We start from the raw sequence: 15,721 nt of genomic DNA, 5'->3' as shown, positions 1-15,721 counted from the left end.
CCCGCCGCGCCGCTTCGGTGGCGGGTAGTCGCCATGTCACGGCCCTCCGCGCGACGCGGAGGATGAGCGACCCCGGCTACGGGCTCCCCTGCCGTCGGCCGCACCCGGGAGGGCGATTCACGGGCCGCGTCCCGGACCGGGCTCACGCCGCAGGGCGGCCGAAGGCTCCGCGTACCTCCCGCCCGAGGCGCCGTCCCTGTACCGCATCCCTGGACACAGCCCGCGTGGCGACCGCCGGTCCTGCGTTCGCCCAGCTCGGGAGGGCGACTCCGGCCCGCGCGCCCGGCCAGGCGCCGCCGGGCCGCTTCAGGGACGGGTACTCGCCCCACGTCACGGCCCGCAGCGCGGGCAGGAGGACGAGCGGCACCGGCAACGGGCTCCCCAACCTCAGGCAGCCCTCCGGACGGCGGCACCCGGGCTCGGTCCATCCGCCCCCCAGGCCGGGCTCAGACCCGACGCGGCCGCCGGTCCCCCGCGTCCCCGCGGCGGGCTCAGGACCCGGTGCGGTGCGGGCCGTCGGTGCCCTTGGGGGCGTCCCGCAGCCAGTGGGGGGCGGTGGTCCAGCCGAGGAGGCGGCGGGCGCGGCCGTCGTCGGCGGTGCCGTCGGGGCCGAAGGTGCCTCCGGCGGCGACCAGGCGCAGGCCGGCCAGGGCCGGTGTGAGGCGGGCCGCGACCTCGGCGGGGTGGCGGGCCGCCCGCTCGGGGAGGGCGGCTATCAGGGCGGCTTGGCGGGTGTCGGTGCACAGGGAGAGGTGGAACACCAGCTGCCGCCAGGCGTAGGCGGCGTCCTTGAGGGTGGCTAGCGGGCGGTCCATGCCGCGGGCCCGGGAGACCAGTCGGCACACTTCGTCGAAGCAGCGTTCGGCGAGGGCGTCGAAGCCGGGCTCGGGGGCGATGCCCACCCGGGCGACCAGGGTGGCGAGGTTGTGCGTGGTGAGGATCTGCGCCTGCTCGATGACCGTGCCGTTGGCGGCGACCGAGGTGGACGGGGTGGAGCCGGACCGCTCGGCGCACAGCCGGGCGAAGGCGGGTGCGGTGCGTGGACGACGGGAGCGGCGGGCGTCCCGGTCCGGGCTCGGAGCCGGGGCGGCCTCGACGGCCGCCAGGTCGCGGACGGCGGCGTAGTCGATGCCGTAGTACCGCTCGTAGAGGGTGCCCTGGAGCAGTTCCCCCGCGACGGCGGCCGCGGCCGGGAACTTGGGGCTGAACTCGCCCATGAAGATGTCGGCCGCCAGCTCCTCGGTGAGTGGGGCGCCGAGAGCGGACTGCCGGGCCAGTACGGAGAGTTCGCGGACCAGCGGATTGGGCAGGATCGTCGCCGGGAAGGCGGTGACCGCCAGCTCGGCCAGCTCCCGCAGGGCGGCCCGGGCCGCCTCCCGGGTGGCGTCGCCGTCCCCGCGCTGCCCGGCCACCGCCCGTACCCAGGGCAGTTCGTCCATCCGCACCTGCCGCTCCAGGTTGAGCAGCAGCAGGGAGCGGCGGCTGCGGAACGCCCGGTAGGCGGCGGCCATCAGGGTGCGCAGCGACTCGTCCCGGTAGGCCTCCGCGGTGGTGGCGGCGACGAGTTGGGGGACCAGTTCGGCGAGCACCTCCGCGGAGGGCACCACCCGGCGGTCCACCAGCACGGCGAGCGGCGCGCTGAGCGCGGAATCGACGGTGGCGCGGACCGCGGGCGGGATCTCCGCGCCGGCCGGCAGCCCGGTGGAGGCGGCCTCGGCCTCGGTCACCGGGGCGACCAGCGGGGCGGTGTCCGGTATGCCGCTGCCCTGGGGCAGGACGGACAGCCGGGCGGCCACCAGCCGGGCCAGCCGGTGGTGGGCGGGCAGGGCGGCCTGCCGGGCCTGGGCGGCGCGCAGGGCGGTGTGGCCGGCCGAGCCGGGCACCCCGCGCTTGCGGACCATGGACGCGATGGCGTGCCGCAGCAGTCCGGCCCGCCGGGCGTCCAGGGGGCGGCCCGCCACGGCCTCCTCCAGCGCGGCCCGCAGCAGGGCGGGGTTCTCCCGGGGGCGGCGGTGCTTGGTGCAGCGGGTGTGCTGCTCGGCCAGGTCGCGGTAGCGGCGCAGCAGGGCCGCCCCGTGCTCGCGCCAGGCCGGGTCCTCGATGGTGGGGCCGTCCGTGCGGGCGGTGCCGTCGGGCTTCCGGACCCGGAGCCAGTGGGCCAGGAGTTCGTCGGTGAAGGGCTGCCAGACCGTCAGCGACTCCCGCTGGGCCTCGATCCGGTCGTTGGGGCCGCGCCCGGACAGGGCGGTGCCGGCGTCGTCGGCGGTGATCCGGTGCACGGCGCGGGCGTCGGGCACCGGGGTCTCGCTGGGGCGCGGCAGGAACCGCAGCCGGTCGGCGTACGGGCGCACCTCCTCCACCAGGGCCAGCGCCGCGGCGACCTCGCCCGCCCGGACCAGCCAGGCAACGGTGGGCAGCACGGCCTCCTCGGGCAGCGCCACCTGGTAGCGGCCGGTGTCCAGCAGCTCCCACAGCTCGGTGAGGCCGGGTTCGGTGAGATGGTGGTCGAAGAGGGCGAGCCGGTCGAGCCGGTCGTCGGGGATGCCGGCCCGGCGGGCCGCCTCCCGCTCGTACGGGAGCAGGGGGCCGCCGGCGGCGGGCTCACCGGTGGCGAAGCCTCCGCGGACGACCTCCGGGGTCACCCAGGCGGGCAGTCCGGCAACGGGGGTGCGGCTGCCGATCCGCAGCCGCCCGTCCGCCATGCCGGACAGCACCGAGCGCCAGCGCTCGACCCGGGTCTCCGCCCGGGCCCGGGTGTCCGGATCGCGGTGGCCGAGCGCGGTGGTGAAGGCCCGGGCCAGCTCGGCGCGGGCGTAGGCGGTGGATGCGGTCGGGGGCTGCTGGTCAGCGTGTGCGTCCATAAGCCGGCGTGGCGGGATCCGCCCCCGCGCCCTCCGGGTCCCGAGCCCGGTGCTCTGACTTGGCTGAGCTACACGCCGATGATCGGGACGGTAGGCGGCCCGCGCCGCCGGGGGCAACGGATTTCCGCGACGGGCCGGACCGCTCAGCCCGCGTCGCGGGCCACCTTGCGGGCCCAGAGGATGAGCGGCAGCTGGAGCGGCATCCGGCCGTAGGCGACGGCCCGGGCGGCGGTGGAGCGGTCGCGCCAGTCGTACGCCATCTGGAGGTGGGCGGGGAAGATCCCGGCGAAGAACAGCGCGGTGGCCCGGGCACCGGCCCGCCGGGTGCGGGGCGCGGCGACGGCGGCCGCGAGGGCGAATTCGGCGGCTCCGCTGGCCCGGGTCCAGGTGCGGGCGCTGCCGGGCAGCACGCGCGGGACGATGGTGTCGAAGTTCTTCGGCCGGGTGAAGTGGGCCACTCCGGCCCCGGCGAGCAAGGCGGCCAGCAGCAGGGGCGAACGGGAGGATCGTTTCATCGGGGGCTCCTCGGGTTCCTCGGGACGCGGTGGTGCGGAGGGTGGGCTCCGTGAGGTTACCTGGGAGTAAGTAGTGGGGCCACCGGGCTGGCCTGCGACGCCTGTACGGCCGCCCCGCGCCGAGGGCGGTCAGCCGGGCTCCAGGGCCTCCGCGAGCAGGACGGCGGGCTCGCCGTCGGCGGCGCCGGCGACCGTCTTCTCGTAGAGCTCGTCGCCGACCAGCTCGCGGGTGGTGCGCTCGCACCGCTCCCGGACCGGGCCCAGTTCGGGGGTGCCGCGCTGGGGGTGGCCCACCGCGCGCCAGTACGTCAGCCCCGCCCCGTACACCCGCGCCGCCCGCAGTCCCTCGCCGTGCGCGGCGAGCGAGGCGGCCAGCAGGTCGAGGCCGAGCGCTGTCCCGAAGCTGTCGCCGATCCGCTGCTTGGCGCCCAGCATCGCGCGGGCGTGCCCGGCCGCGTCCGCCGGCCGGCCCTGGAGGAGGGCGATCAGGGCGAGTTGGTAGTCCAGGTAGGAGCGGGTCCAGAACTCGCCGTGCCGTCCGCAGACCACCAGCAGCCGCCCGGCCTCGGCCCGGGCCTGGTCCAGCAGGCCGAGTCCGGTCAGCGCGAAGATCCGCACCAGCCGGCACATCATCCGGGGGCCGAGGCCGCCGCCCGGCCGGCACAGCGCGCGCTCGGCCTCGGCGCGGGCGGCAGACGGGCGGCCGCACAGCAGATGGACCAGGCCCCTCAGATAGGCGGTGCGCAGCCGGTCGTCGGCGTCTCCGACGGCCGCCGCGGCCTGCCCGCAGTCGCCGGCCAGCAGTTCGGCGGCCTCGTGGTCGCCCTGGAGCGCGCGGACCACACCGAGCGCCCACAGCGCGGCCGGGCGGGCGGGCGCGTCGTCCGGGGCGTGCCGCAGGGCGCGGCTCAGGTGCGCTCCGGCGTCGTGCAGATGGCCGCAGCAGGCCCAGTGGAAGCCCAGCCCGGCGGCGAGTTCCAGTGCCTGGTGCGGGCGGGTGCCCAGCAGATGGTCCAGGGCGGCGCAGAGGTCGGCGTAGGAGCGCTCGACGGTCCGGTAGCCGTCGAGCTGGTCCGGGCCGAACCACTCGCGCCGGATGCGCCGGACCCGGCCGAGGAAGTGGCGGGCGTGCCGTTCGGCGAGGGTGTGGGTCTCCCCGAGCTCGGCGAGCCACATCGCCCCGTACTCGCGCACGGTGTCCAGCATGCGGTGGCGCACCCCGCCGTCGGGTCCGGGCTCCCGGATGACGACGGACTTTGCGGCGAGTGCGGCGAGCACCCCCGGCACCGCGCCGGATGGCAGCGCCGCCCCTCCCCCGCACACCTCGGCGACCGTCTCGGTGTCCACCGGCCCGCACAGCACCGACATCCGGGCCCAGAGCAACCGCTCGGCGGGGGTGGCCAGTTCATGGCTCCAGCCGACCGTGGTGCGCAGCGTCCGGTGGCGGGCCGGGCGGGTGGCGCGGTCCCCGGAGGGCAGGTCCAGCCGGTGGACCAACTCCCGCTCCACCTGGCCCACCGGGAGGTGGCGCAGCTGGGCGGCGGCCAGTTCCAAGGCCAGCGGCAGCCCGTCCAGCCGCCGGGTCAGGCTGCGGGCGGCGGCCCGGTCGCCGGGCAGCAGCAGCGGGGCGCCGGCCGCGGCGGCCCGGTCGGCGAAGAGCGCCAACCCGTCGGAGTCGGGCGGCAGCGGGCGAACCTGGTAGGCGTACTCGCCGTCCAGGCCGAGCGGTTGCCTGCTGGTGGTGAGCACGGTGAGTCCGGGGCACTCCGCGAGGAGCCGCCGGACCAGGGCCTGGGCGGCGGGGAGCAGGTGCTCGCAGGAGTCGAGCACCAGCAGCAGCCGCCGGTCGGCCAGCCAGGTGGTGAGGGTCTCCTCGGGGGAGCCTCCGGAGTGGTCGGCGAGGTCCACGGCGTCGGCCACGGCCGCGGTGAGCAGCCGGTCGTCCCGGAGCGGCCAGAGGTCGGTCCAGCACACCCCGTCGCTGCCGGAGGGCGGGGTGCGGTGGGCGGTGCGCAGGGCCAGTCTCGACTTGCCGACGCCGCCGGGCCCGGTCAGGGTGACGAGCCGCCGGGCGGCGAGTGCGTGGGCGATCAGCGCGGGTTCGTCCGCCCGTCCGACGAATCCTGGGGGTTCCGTGGGAATGTTCCTCAGCACGGGATCAGTCTGCTGCCTTTCGCCGCCCGGGGGCGGGCGATCGTCCGCATTGCGCCGTGGTCCGGGGCCGGGGACGCGGATGGCGCCGCGCCGCCCGGCCCGCGCCGGGCGGCGGGCGCCCGGGGGCCGTTGGGGGGTGGTCGGCGGCCGGCGGTAAGGGAGTTGGGGCGCGGGTTCGGAACGTCGGGTGCGGGTGCGGGAGTTCGGGCACCGGCTCGCTGCGGGCTCGGGCGACGGTACGAGTACGGGACCCCGGGCGCGGGTCTGGAACGCCGGGCGCGGATGAGGGAATTCGGGCACCGGCTCGCTGCGGGCTCGGGCGGCGGTACGAGTACGGGACCCCGGGCGCAGGTCCGGGCGCCGGGTACGGCAGTTCGGGCGCCGGGGCGTGGGCCCTGGCCCCGCGACGGAGTCCAGGCGTCGGGAGGTGGTCGGCGGGCGCCGGTACGCGACGCCGGGTGCGGGTCCGGGAGTTCGGGCGCCGGCTCGCCGCGGGCTCGGGCGGCGGTACGAGTACGGGACCCCGGGCGCGCGTGAGGCAGCTCGGCCCGCCGGTATGCGAGTCCGGGCGTGGGTACGCCGGTTCGGGCCCCGGCGCGCCCGCGAACCCCGGCCTCGCAACGGAGCGCAGGGCGCCGGGGCGCGTCCGAGGGCCCCGGTCCCGGCACGGGTTCAGGGGCCGGTGCGTCCGGGGTGCGGGTGGTCGAGGGCGGCCAGCACCTCGGCCGCCGTGGTGCGGCCGTCGCCGGGGCCGTCGGCCGCCGCGCGCAGTGGCTCGGGCAGGGCGGCCAAGCCCAGGGCGGCGGCCGCGCCCAGTCCGGTGAGCCGGTGCCAGGCGCCGGCGTCGCGGAGCATGGCGTGCCGTCCCTCCGACATCACGATCCCGGCGCCGTGCGCCCCGGCCGCCCTGGCCCGGGCCAGGTACGCCCAGGAGCGCCGGGCCTCGGTGATCCGGTCCCGCTCGTCGTGGAGCACCAGCAGGGTGCGGCCGTCGAGTTGCTCGACCGGTTCGCCGGCCGGGATCCAGGGGGCGAGCGCCACCACCCCGGCCACCCGGGGGTCGCCGGCCACCCGCAGGGCGGCCCGGCCGCCCATGGAGTGGCCGACCAGGACCACCGGCAACTCGGGAGCGGTGAGGTCGCGCAGTTCGTCCAGGGCGCGGCGGGCGTCCCGGGCGGCGTCCCCGCGCGGGCCGTTCCAGCCCCGGTGGCGGTAGCGGACCTCGGCGACCAGCAGCGGGTGCGGCCGGGCGGCCCGCCGGACGGCGGAGGCGAACGGCCGCATCCGGCGCCCTGGCAGGTTCAGCCAGGTCGGGGCGGTCAGCCCGTCGGCGCGGCCGCCGTGCAGCAGCAGCACCGCGGCCTGCGGGGCGCCGGGGGCGTGCCGGAGCACCAGGGCGCTGCCGCCGTCGGGGGCGGTACGGGTCTCGGGAGCGGTCATCGGGCGGCCTCCTCGGTCCGCTTGGGGGGCAGGGGGAAGAAGCCGCTGGTGCGGGCGGCGTACTCCCGGAAGCCGGGGCGCTCGGCCATGTGCCGTTCCAGCAGCCGCTTTCCGCTGCCCTGGGTGAGCAGCAGCGACATCACGACCGGGGCGATGAGGGTCGCGGCGGCGGACTGCCAGCTGCCGCAGGCGGTCAGGAACAGCCCCCACCAGACCAGGAAGTCGCCGAAGTAGTTGGGGTGCCGGGTCCAGGACCACAGGCCCCGGTCCATGATCTTCCCCTTGTTGGCGGGGTCGGCCTTGAAGCGGGCCAGCTGCTGGTCGCCGACGGCCTCGAAGACCAGCGCGGCGGCCCAGACGGCGAGGCCGGCGGCGAGCCAGACCGGGGCGGGAGAGGTGACGTACATGGCGGCCTGCACGGGGAGCGAGACCAGCCACACCAGGGCGCCCTGGAGCAGGTAGACCTTGCGCAGCGCGTAGGCGTCGCGGCTGCCGGGGGCGCGGGCCAGCATCTTCTCGTAGCGGGGGTCCTCGCCGTGGCCGCGTCCGCGCCGGGCGATGTGCACGGCCAGCCGCACCCCCCACAGCGCGGTCGCCAGGGCCACCAGCAGCCGGGTGGTGCCGTCGGCCCCGCCGGCCGACAGCAGGGCGCTGACCACGGCGACGGCGGCGAAGGCGGCGCCCCAGGCGATGTCCACGATCCGGTGCAGCCCGCGCCTGACGGCGAGGGCGAAGGTCACCAGCATCACCGCCAGCGCGGTCCCGGCGGCGGCGCCGAGGTTGACCGCGAAGGCGCCCCAGGCGAAGCCGTTCGTCATGGCCGGAGCTCCCCCGCGTACCAGGATCCGGGTGTGCCGGGCATTCCCGAGTCTCCCTCCAGGGTGGGCCGGACGGCGAGGACCTGGTCGACGCCCATCCGGTGCTCGGCGAACGCCAGGGCGCTGCCGGCCAGGTAGAGCCGCCAGACCCGGGCGGTGGGCTCGCCGACCAGCGCGGTGAACTCCTCCCAGCGTCCTTCCAGGGTGTCGCTCCAGGCGTCGATGGTACGGGTGTAGTGCTCGCGCAGCGCCTGCACCGAGCGGACCTCCAGACCGGCGTCCTCCAGGAGGGCGACGGTCCGCCCGACCGGGCGCATGTGCATGTCGGGGGCGATGTAGTTCTCGATGAACGCCCCGCCGCCGGGGGCGTGGGCGCCCCGGGACATCTGCTGGACCAGCAGCCGGCCGCGCGGCCGCAGCAGCCCGTGCAGCTTGGCAGTGAAGTCCGGGTACTCGGCGTCGCCGACGTGCTCGCCCATCTCCACGGTGCTCACGGCGTCGAAGCCGCCGCCCTCGATGTCCCGCCAGTGCCGCAGCTGCACCTCGACCAGGTCGGTCAGGCCCTCCTCGGCGACCCGGGCGGCGACGAAGTCGCGTTGCTCCTGGGCCAGGGTGACGGCGGTGACCTGCGCCTTGTGCTCGCGGGCGGCGTACAGGGCGAGCGAGCCCCAACCGCAGCCGACGTCCAGCAGCCGGGCCCCGCCGGTCAGTCCGAGCTTGCGGCAGATCAGCTCCAGCTTGTCCCGCTGCGCGTCGGCCAGGGTGTAGCCGGGGTCGTCGGGGCGGGTCCAGTAGCCGCAGGAGTAGGCCATGGACTCGTCGAGCAGCAGGGCGTAGAAGTCGTTGGACAGGTCGTAGTGGTGGCTGATCGCGGCGCGGTCGCGGGCGGCGCTGTGCAGCCGTCCGCTGAGCTTGGCGCGGGCGGCGCCGGGGGCGGGCGGCCGGGGCCCGAGCGCGCCGAGCCGGGCGGCGGTGGCGGCGGCCCTCGCCAGTTCGCGGGGACCGGGCTTGGCGGTGCCCTGGCTGCGCATGGCCCTCCAGACGTGGCTGAGGGCGGCGGACAGGTCGCCCTCGATGTCGAGTTCACCGGCGATGTACGCCTCGGCGAGGCCGAGTTCGCCGGGCTGCCACAGCAGCCGGCGCAGTGCGGCGGGGGAACGCAGCGCCACCAGCGGGGCGCCGGCGGGGCCGGACTCGCTGCCGTCCCAGGCGCGCAGCCGCACCGGCGGCGGCCCGGAGAACCAGTGGCCGAGCAGGTCGGTGAGCCGGTCGGCGGTGGTCATCGGCAGACTCCCTGGTGGTGGTCATCGGTGGTGGGCCCGGGGGCGGCGCCGGAGCGCGCCTCCTCGGCAGCGGACTGCGCCGGGACCGCGGCGGGCCGCTCCCCTCCGGCGTCCGGCTGGGCCGGGATGGTGGCGGGGGCCAGGCGGAACTGCCGTACGTCGAGGTAGCGGGCGCGGAACCCGGCCTCGGAGTAGGCGAGGTACAGCTCCCACATCCGCTGGAAGACGGTGTCGAAGCCCAGTTCGCGGACCCGGTCGGCGCGTGCGGCGAAGCGCTCCCGCCACAGCCGCAGGGTCTCCGCGTAGTGCTCGCCGTAGCCGTGGTCGGCGGTGACCTTCAGCCCGGCGCGGGCGGCCTCGCGGGTGACGGCCTCCGGGGAGGGGATGAGCCCGCCGGGGAAGACGTACTTGCTGATCCAGGTGTGGGTGCGGCTGGTGTGGAGCATCCGCTGGTGCTCCATGGTGATGGCCTGGAGCGCGACCCGGCCGCCGGGGGCGAGCCGCTCGCGCAGGGTGCGGAAGTAGGCCGGCCAGAACTCGGCGCCCACCGCCTCGATCATCTCCACGCTGACCACGGCGTCGTAGGCGCCCGCCACCTCGCGGTAGTCGCAGAGCCGCACGGTGACCCGGTCGGCGTACCCGGCCTCGGCGATCCGGCGGACGGCGAGGTCGCGCTGCTCGGCGGAGAGGGTGATGGTGGTGACCGCGGCCCCCCGGGCGGCGGCGCGCAGGGCCAGTTCGCCCCAGCCGGTGCCGATCTCCAGCAGCCGGGTGCCCTCGCCGACGGCGGCCAGGTCCAGCAGCCGGTCGATCTTGCGGGCCTGGGCCCCGGCCAGCTCCTCGGGGCGGGCCGGCAGCGCGCCGAAGACCGCCGAGGAGTAGGTCATCGTCGGATCGAGGAACTCCGCGAACAGCTCGTTGGACAGGTCGTAGTGGCGCCGGATGTTCTGCCGGGCGCCGCTGACGCTGTTGCGGTCGGCGGCGGGGCGGCGGCGCACCCAGGCACCGCGCAGCGTCCGCAGCGGTCCGGGCACCAGCTCGTCCACATGGGCGGCCAGCACGGTGAGCACACCGGGCAGGTCGTCGCTGTCCCACTCGCCCGCCATGTACGACTCGCCGAAGCCGATGAGCCCGCCGGTGCCGATCCGCCGGAAGAAGGCGTCCGGGTCGTGCACGGTCAGTGCGGGGCCGGTGCCGGCCGCGGGTGCGTCACCGAGCCGTATCCGCAACGGCAGCCGGGCGAAGGCCCGCTTCAGCAGCGTCCGGGCGATGGCGGCGCGGAGAGGGGCGGGCGCCGGCAGCCGGGCCACGTCCGGCCAGCGGTCCGGGTCGGTGGTGGCCCGGGAGGCGGGGTGGCGGGCGTACGCGGCGGAGTGCGGTCCGCCGAACGGGAGGTCGGGAGCGCCGGGGCCGCCGTCCGGGCTCGGGGCGCCGGGGGCGGCGGGCTGGTCGGTGGACCGCGGTGCGGAGAGGGTCACGTCATGCCTTCTTGCGTCGGGTGCGGGGGCCGGGGCTGGACGGGCAGCCCCTTCAGGTACAGCCGGATGCCGTGGTGCCGGATGCCGGCCGACACCCGGGCGGTGGACCAGGGGTGGCGCAGCGCCGCCGCCAGCAGCGCGCGCGGGGTGGCCCGGCGGCGGGTGCCGCGCACGGTGGCGGTGAACGGCCGCTCGGTGCCGCGCCGCAGCTGGACGGTGAGGTCGAGCCGCCCGCCCGGTTCGGGGACCCGCATCCGGTATCCGCCGTCCACCGGGAAGAACGGGGAGACGTAGAAGTCCTTGTCCACGTCGGCCCGTCCGTCGGCGTCGGGCCGCAGCAGGTAGCAGTGGCGTTCGCCGTAGGTGTTGTGCACCTCGGCGACCGTGCACAGCGGGGTGCCGTCGGCGGCCCGGACCCAGTAGAGGGTGAGGGGGTTGAACACGTGTCCGAGGACCCGGGCGTGGGCCAGCATCAGCACCCGGGCGCCGGGGTCCAGGGATATGTCCTGCGCCGCCAGGTAGTCCGCCAGTCCGGCGCGGATGGTGGGCGCGGTGCCGGCGAAGTGGTCGCGCGGGTCGAAGCGGGCCAGCGGGCGCAGGGCGCGCGGGAGGCGCGGCGGGTGGTCGGGGTCGATCAGCCAGAGGTAGGTGCGCTGGCGGAAGGAGTGGACCAGCGGCGCGGTACGGGCGTGGCCGACCACGCACGCGTACAGCGCCGCCGGTGTCGGTGCGGCGGTCACCAGGTGACCCCCAGCGCGGCGGCGGCCTCCACCCCGGAGCGGCAGCCGTCCTCGTGGAAGCCCCAGCCGTGGTAGGCGCCGGCGTAGGCGGTGACGGCGGTGCCGAGGCCGGGCAGCCGGCGCTGGGCGGCGACCGAGGCGGGGGTGTAGACGGGGTGCTCGTACACCATCCGGGCCCGGACGGCGGCCGGGTCGACGCGGTCCCCGGCGTTGAGGGTGACCACGTAATCGGCGCCGGCCGGCAGCCGCTGGAGCCGGTTCATGTCGTAGCTGACCCGCACCGCCTCGGGGGGCGCGGCGCAGGCGGGGAGGTGGTAGTTCCAGGAGGCGCGGGCGGCCGGGGAGCGCGGCAGCAGCGAGGTGTCGGTGTGCAGCACGGTGGGGTTGCGCGAGTAGCGGAACGCGCCGAGCACCTGCCGCTCGTCCGCGGTGGGGTCGGCCAGCATCCGCAGCGCCTGGTCGGGGTGGGTGGCCAGGACGACGGCCGCGTAGTCGGCGGTGTCGCCGTCCGCGGTGCTGACCTCGGCCCCGTCGGCGTGCCGCCGGACCGCGGTGACCGGCGCCCCGGTGCGGACGGTGCCGATGTGCTTGGCGGCCCGCTGCACGTACTCGGCGGAGCCGCCGGTCACCGTCTTCCACTGCGGGGAGCCGGTGACGGACAGCAGCCCGTGGTGGTCCAGGAAGCGGAAGAGGTAGGCGGCCGGGTAGTCCATGGCGGTGCGGGCGTCGCAGGACCAGACCGCCGAGACGAGGGGGGTGAGGAAGTGGGTGGTGAAGTAGGCGGAGAAGCGGCCCTCGCGCAGGAAGCGGCCCAGGGTGTGGCCGGTGGGCGCGCCGGCCGCGAGCAGCCGGCGGGCGGAGCGGTGGAAGAGCGGCACCTCGGCGAGCATCCGCAGATAGCGGGGGCGCAGCGCGGCCCGCCCGGTGAACAGCGCGGCCGGGCCGCGGGCGCCCGCGTACTCCAGTCCGCAGCCGTCGCACCGCACCGACATGCTCATCTCGGAGTCCTGGGTGGTGACGCCCAGTTCGCGGAAGAGCCGCAGCAGCCGGGGGTAGGTGCGCTCGTTGTGCACGATGAACCCGGAGTCCACCCGGACCGTCCGCCCGCCCGGTCCGGGCAGGTCGTGGGTGTGGGCGTGGCCGCCGAGCCGGGGGTCCGCCTCGTAGAGCACGACGTCGTGCGCCCGCCCGAGCACATAGGCGGCGGTCAGCCCCGCCACCCCGCCGCCCACGACGGCTATCTTCCGCTGGTGCACAGTCCTCCGCCCGCAGTGGCCGAACCGCCGGAGGGTGCTCCGGCGGCCTGTCACCGGTGGTTCGGAGCCGGTGCGTCCCCGGATTGGTCGGGATCCGCGGGTCGTGACGCGTGATCCGCCGGTTCCGGGCCGGTGTCCGGCAGGGGGAGTTCGGCCCAGACGGTGTGGCCGGCGGGGCCGGGGACGACGCCCCAGTCGGCGGCGAGGGCGTCCACGACGACCAGTCCTCGTCCGCCGGTGGCGACGTCGTAGGACGGATGGCGCCAACGGGCCCGCACCCGGGCGGGATCCGGCCCGGGGCCGCGGTCGGCCACCTCCACCCGGAGCACCGGGCGCCCGCCCGCCGGGGTGCGGACGGTGAGGGTGGCACGCAGCGGCGGGATGCCGTGGCGGACGGCGTTGGCGAGGAGTTCGGTGAGGATCGCGGCGACCGCGGCGGGCAGCGGGTCCGGGACGGCGACCCGGGGACGCGAGGAGGTACGGGGTGGTGGAGGCGGCGCGGGGCAGGGCCCGGGCGGGCCGGAGGCCGGGGGCGCGGCCGAACCCTTACCGCGCCCCCGTCCGTTCCGGCCCGCGACCGAGCCCTGTCGGCACACGACGGTGCTCCTTTCCCGCGCCGCCGTGGCCCGACCCCGCCGGTTCGCCCGTCCCCGCCGGGCCGACCGGTGCCGGGGTCAGCTCTTCGGCATCAGCACGGTGTCGACGATGTACACGGTGGCGTTGGCGGTCGGGACGTTGCCGCAGACGACCTTGGAGTTGTCGTTGACGGTGTAGTCCTCGCCCGAGCCGGAGGTGGTCAGCTTGCTCTTCTCCAGGGTGTCGAAGCTGCCGTTCTCCAGCTGCTGCGGGGTCAGCTTCTGGCCCACCACGTGGTAGGTGAGGACCTTGGTGAGCATCGCCTTGTCGTTGAGGACCTTGTCCAGGTCGGCCTTCGGGATCTTGGCGAAGGCGTCGTTGGTCGGCGCGAACACCGTGATGTTCTGGGCGTTGTTGAGGGTGTCGACCAGGCCGGCCTTCTTCACCGCGGTCACCAGGGTGGAGAGCGCGGGGTTGTTGGAGGCGGCGGTGGCCACCGGGTCCTTCGCCATGCCGTCGAAGCTGCCCGCGCCGTCCTTGGGTACGGAGGAACAGGCCGGGCCGAACGGCCCGTCAGCCGGCATCGCGGCGCTGGAGGACTCCTCCATCGGGGCGGAGGCGCTGGCAGAGGCGTCGGAGCCCGCGCCGGAGTCGCCCTTGTCGTCCATCCCGCAGCCGGTGAGGACCAGCGGGAAGGCCGCGGCCACGGCGGCGGCGGACAGGGCACGGCGGGTGCGGGTGGTGAACATCGTCGTTCTCCTTCAGGGGATTCGGGGGTGTGGTGCGTCGGGGAAAAGCTGCGAAAGCGTCGTCGCGCCGTGGGGCGCCCGACAAGGGGGGCGGCGGGCCGGTCCGGTCCGGCGTCGGTCGCGTTCCGTCCGCCGGCGGGAGCCTCGGCTGCCCTCTCACGGCTCATTCGGGGCGCACGGCGCGGCGGATTGGCCGGTTGGGTAACGGAGCGATAACGGTGGGACGCGGCGGCATCCGCTCCCCCGATGCCCCCCGAACGGGGACAGGCGGGTCACACAGACGGGCGGGCGCCGAACCCATCCGCGAGCCCGGCGGCTACGAAAGACTGGCGTAGTACCCGTACGCAGGCAGTACCGACAGGCAGTACCGAGAAGCACCGGACCGCAGGCGGCGCCCACCCGGCCCCCGCCCTGCACGAACGCTGGAAGAGGGTTGGGCCGCATGGGCGACCGGATGGCCGCTGCGCACGCACCGTGCCGCGCTGGTGGAGTGGGTGAACCGTGAGGGAGATCGCGCACATCGGCGGAGCGCAGCAGCGTGAGCCGGACCTGGCCGAGGTCCTGGGCCAGGTCGCGGGCGGGGACAAGGAGGCCTTCTCCACCCTGTACGACGCCCTGGCCGGGCCCGTGTTCGGGCTGGTGCTCCGGGTGCTGCGGGACCCGGCGCAGTCCGAGGAGGTGGCCCAGGAGGTGATGGTGGAGGTGTGGCGCGGTGCCGCCCGCTACCAGGCCGACCGGGGCTCCGTCATGAGCTGGGTGATGACCATGGCGCACCGCCGGGCGGTGGACCGGGTCCGCTCCGAGCAGGCCGCCACCGACCGCGAGCAGCGCAGCGCCCAGCGGGAGCGGATGCCCGCCTACGACGAGGTGAGTGAGGAGGTGGCGGTGCGGCTGGAGAGCGAGCAGGTGCGCCGCTGCCTGGGGTCGCTGACCGATCTCCAGCGCCAGGCGGTGACACTGGCGTACTACCAGGGCTACACCTACCGGGAGGTGGCCGCGTCGCTGTCGGCCCCCCTGGGCACGGTCAAGACCCGTCTGCGGGACGGGCTGATCCGTCTGCGCGACTGCATGGGAGTGAGCGCATGAGCGAGGAACACCTGCACGCCCCCACGGGTGCCTACGCGCTCGACGCCCTCCCCGAGGACGAGCGGGAGGCGTTCGAACGCCATCTGGGCAGCTGCCCGGCGTGCGCCCAGGAGGTGCGCGAGCTGACCGCCACGGCCGCCCGGCTGGGCGTGGCCGCCTCGGCGGCGCCGCCGCCCGGGATGAAGGCGGCGGTGCTGGCGGGGATCGACAGCGTGCGCCAGCTGCCGCCGCTGGTCCCGCCGGACGGGGCCGCGCCGGTCGCCACCCACCGCCGCACCAGGGGGATCGGCCGGCTGGTGCTGGCCGCCTGCGTCGCGGCGGCGGTGGGCTTCGGCGGGGTGGCGGCCTGGCAGTACCAGCGGGCCGACGACGCCCGCCAGGAGGCCCGCCAGGCCCGGGAGCAGGCGGACCGGATGACCGCCGTGCTGTCCGCGCCGGACGCCCGTACGGTGTCCGGCGCCACCCCGGACGGCACGCGGGCGACCGTGGTGGTCTCCCGGGAGCGCAACAGCGCGGTGTTCGTGGCCTCCGGGCTGCCGAAGCCGCCGGCCGGCAAGACCTACCAGCTCTGGTTCGACGACCACGGCACGATGCGCCCGGCCGGTCTGGTCGCGCGCGACGGGGCGTCGGTGATGCAGGGCGGGGTGGACGGCGCGAGCGGCGTCGGTGTCACCGTCGAACCGGCGGGCGGCTCCCCCGAGCCGACCAGCGGGCCGCTGATGGTGATGTCCTTCCCGGCCTGAGCGGCCGGGGCGGCGAGGTCGG

General features: G+C 76.4%; 13 protein-coding genes and 1 tRNA gene. 2 read left to right on the top strand and 12 right to left on the bottom strand.

Features of this window, described 5'->3' with window-relative positions:
• Positions 1–491: 491 nt before the first annotated feature.
• The 12 genes from M1O15_RS09230 to M1O15_RS09175 all read right to left on the bottom strand — a co-directional run bounded on the left by M1O15_RS09230 (position 492) and on the right by M1O15_RS09175 (position 13,870).
• The gene (locus tag M1O15_RS09230) at positions 492–2,861 is read right to left on the bottom strand and encodes a hypothetical protein (RefSeq protein ID WP_248632807.1); all 2,370 of its coding nucleotides are present in this window, start codon (positions 2,859–2,861) and stop codon (positions 492–494) included.
• Positions 2,862–2,864: 3 nt separating this feature from the next.
• Positions 2,865–2,939, bottom strand: a tRNA-Pro gene (locus tag M1O15_RS09225).
• 65 nt (positions 2,940–3,004) lie between these two features.
• The gene (locus M1O15_RS09220; protein WP_248632806.1) at positions 3,005–3,376 is read right to left on the bottom strand and encodes a DoxX family protein; all 372 of its coding nucleotides are present in this window, start codon (positions 3,374–3,376) and stop codon (positions 3,005–3,007) included.
• A gap of 129 nt (positions 3,377–3,505) precedes the next feature.
• Positions 3,506–5,530 (bottom strand): ATP-binding protein, encoded by a 2,025-nt coding sequence (locus M1O15_RS09215; protein WP_248632805.1) that lies wholly within the window; start codon positions 5,528–5,530, stop codon positions 3,506–3,508.
• Between the two features lie 672 nt (positions 5,531–6,202).
• The gene (locus tag M1O15_RS09210; RefSeq protein ID WP_248632804.1) at positions 6,203–6,970 is read right to left on the bottom strand and encodes an alpha/beta hydrolase; all 768 of its coding nucleotides are present in this window, start codon (positions 6,968–6,970) and stop codon (positions 6,203–6,205) included.
• Positions 6,967–7,788 (bottom strand): DUF1295 domain-containing protein, encoded by an 822-nt coding sequence (locus M1O15_RS09205; RefSeq protein ID WP_248632803.1) that lies wholly within the window; start codon positions 7,786–7,788, stop codon positions 6,967–6,969. The genes M1O15_RS09210 and M1O15_RS09205 overlap by 4 nt, the downstream gene beginning before the upstream one ends.
• A complete protein-coding gene (locus tag M1O15_RS09200; protein ID WP_248632802.1) occupies positions 7,785–9,071 on the bottom strand; it encodes a class I SAM-dependent methyltransferase in 1,287 nt (428 codons plus the stop codon). The genes M1O15_RS09205 and M1O15_RS09200 overlap by 4 nt, the downstream gene beginning before the upstream one ends.
• Entirely contained in the window at positions 9,068–10,549 is a 1,482-nt protein-coding gene (locus M1O15_RS09195) for a class I SAM-dependent methyltransferase (protein WP_248632801.1), read from the bottom strand. Before M1O15_RS09195 ends, M1O15_RS09200 begins: the two co-directional genes overlap by 4 nt.
• The gene (locus M1O15_RS09190) at positions 10,546–11,289 is read right to left on the bottom strand and encodes a DUF1365 domain-containing protein (protein WP_248632800.1); all 744 of its coding nucleotides are present in this window, start codon (positions 11,287–11,289) and stop codon (positions 10,546–10,548) included. Before M1O15_RS09190 ends, M1O15_RS09195 begins: the two co-directional genes overlap by 4 nt.
• On the bottom strand, positions 11,286–12,545 hold the full coding sequence (locus tag M1O15_RS09185) for an NAD(P)/FAD-dependent oxidoreductase (RefSeq protein ID WP_248632799.1): 1,260 nt from the start codon (positions 12,543–12,545) through the stop codon (positions 11,286–11,288). Before M1O15_RS09185 ends, M1O15_RS09190 begins: the two co-directional genes overlap by 4 nt.
• Positions 12,546–12,595: 50 nt before the next feature.
• Entirely contained in the window at positions 12,596–13,141 is a 546-nt protein-coding gene (locus M1O15_RS09180) for an ATP-binding protein (protein ID WP_248632798.1), read from the bottom strand.
• Between the two features lie 78 nt (positions 13,142–13,219).
• Positions 13,220–13,870, bottom strand: a complete 651-nt coding sequence (locus M1O15_RS09175) for a fasciclin domain-containing protein (RefSeq protein ID WP_248632797.1) — start codon at positions 13,868–13,870, stop codon at positions 13,220–13,222.
• Positions 13,871–14,371: 501 nt separating this feature from the next.
• Here M1O15_RS09175 and M1O15_RS09170 point away from each other — a divergent pair.
• Positions 14,372–14,956, top strand: coding sequence for a sigma-70 family RNA polymerase sigma factor (locus M1O15_RS09170; RefSeq protein ID WP_248632796.1), 585 nt, complete (start codon positions 14,372–14,374; stop codon positions 14,954–14,956).
• On the top strand, positions 14,953–15,699 hold the full coding sequence (locus tag M1O15_RS09165) for an anti-sigma factor (RefSeq protein WP_248632795.1): 747 nt from the start codon (positions 14,953–14,955) through the stop codon (positions 15,697–15,699). The genes M1O15_RS09170 and M1O15_RS09165 overlap by 4 nt, the downstream gene beginning before the upstream one ends.
• Positions 15,700–15,721 lie beyond the last annotated feature (22 nt).

The organism is Streptomyces lichenis (assembly GCF_023218175.1).
GTDB classification, from domain to species: Bacteria; Actinomycetota; Actinomycetes; order Streptomycetales; family Streptomycetaceae; genus Streptomyces; species Streptomyces lichenis.
Note: the sequence above shows the minus strand (reverse complement) of the source record. Positions and strands in the feature narration are given on the sequence as shown.

Coding starts and splice junctions, on each gene's coding strand:
- M1O15_RS09230 (WP_248632807.1), bottom strand. CDS start 2,861: ATGGACGCACACGCTGACCAGCAGCCCCCGACCGCATCCACCGCCTAC.
- M1O15_RS09220 (WP_248632806.1), bottom strand. CDS start 3,376: ATGAAACGATCCTCCCGTTCGCCCCTGCTGCTGGCCGCCTTGCTCGCC.
- M1O15_RS09210 (WP_248632804.1), bottom strand. CDS start 6,970: ATGACCGCTCCCGAGACCCGTACCGCCCCCGACGGCGGCAGCGCCCTG.
- M1O15_RS09205 (WP_248632803.1), bottom strand. CDS start 7,788: ATGACGAACGGCTTCGCCTGGGGCGCCTTCGCGGTCAACCTCGGCGCC.
- M1O15_RS09200 (WP_248632802.1), bottom strand. CDS start 9,071: ATGACCACCGCCGACCGGCTCACCGACCTGCTCGGCCACTGGTTCTCC.
- M1O15_RS09175 (WP_248632797.1), bottom strand. CDS start 13,870: ATGTTCACCACCCGCACCCGCCGTGCCCTGTCCGCCGCCGCCGTGGCC.
- M1O15_RS09165 (WP_248632795.1), top strand. CDS start 14,953: ATGAGCGAGGAACACCTGCACGCCCCCACGGGTGCCTACGCGCTCGAC.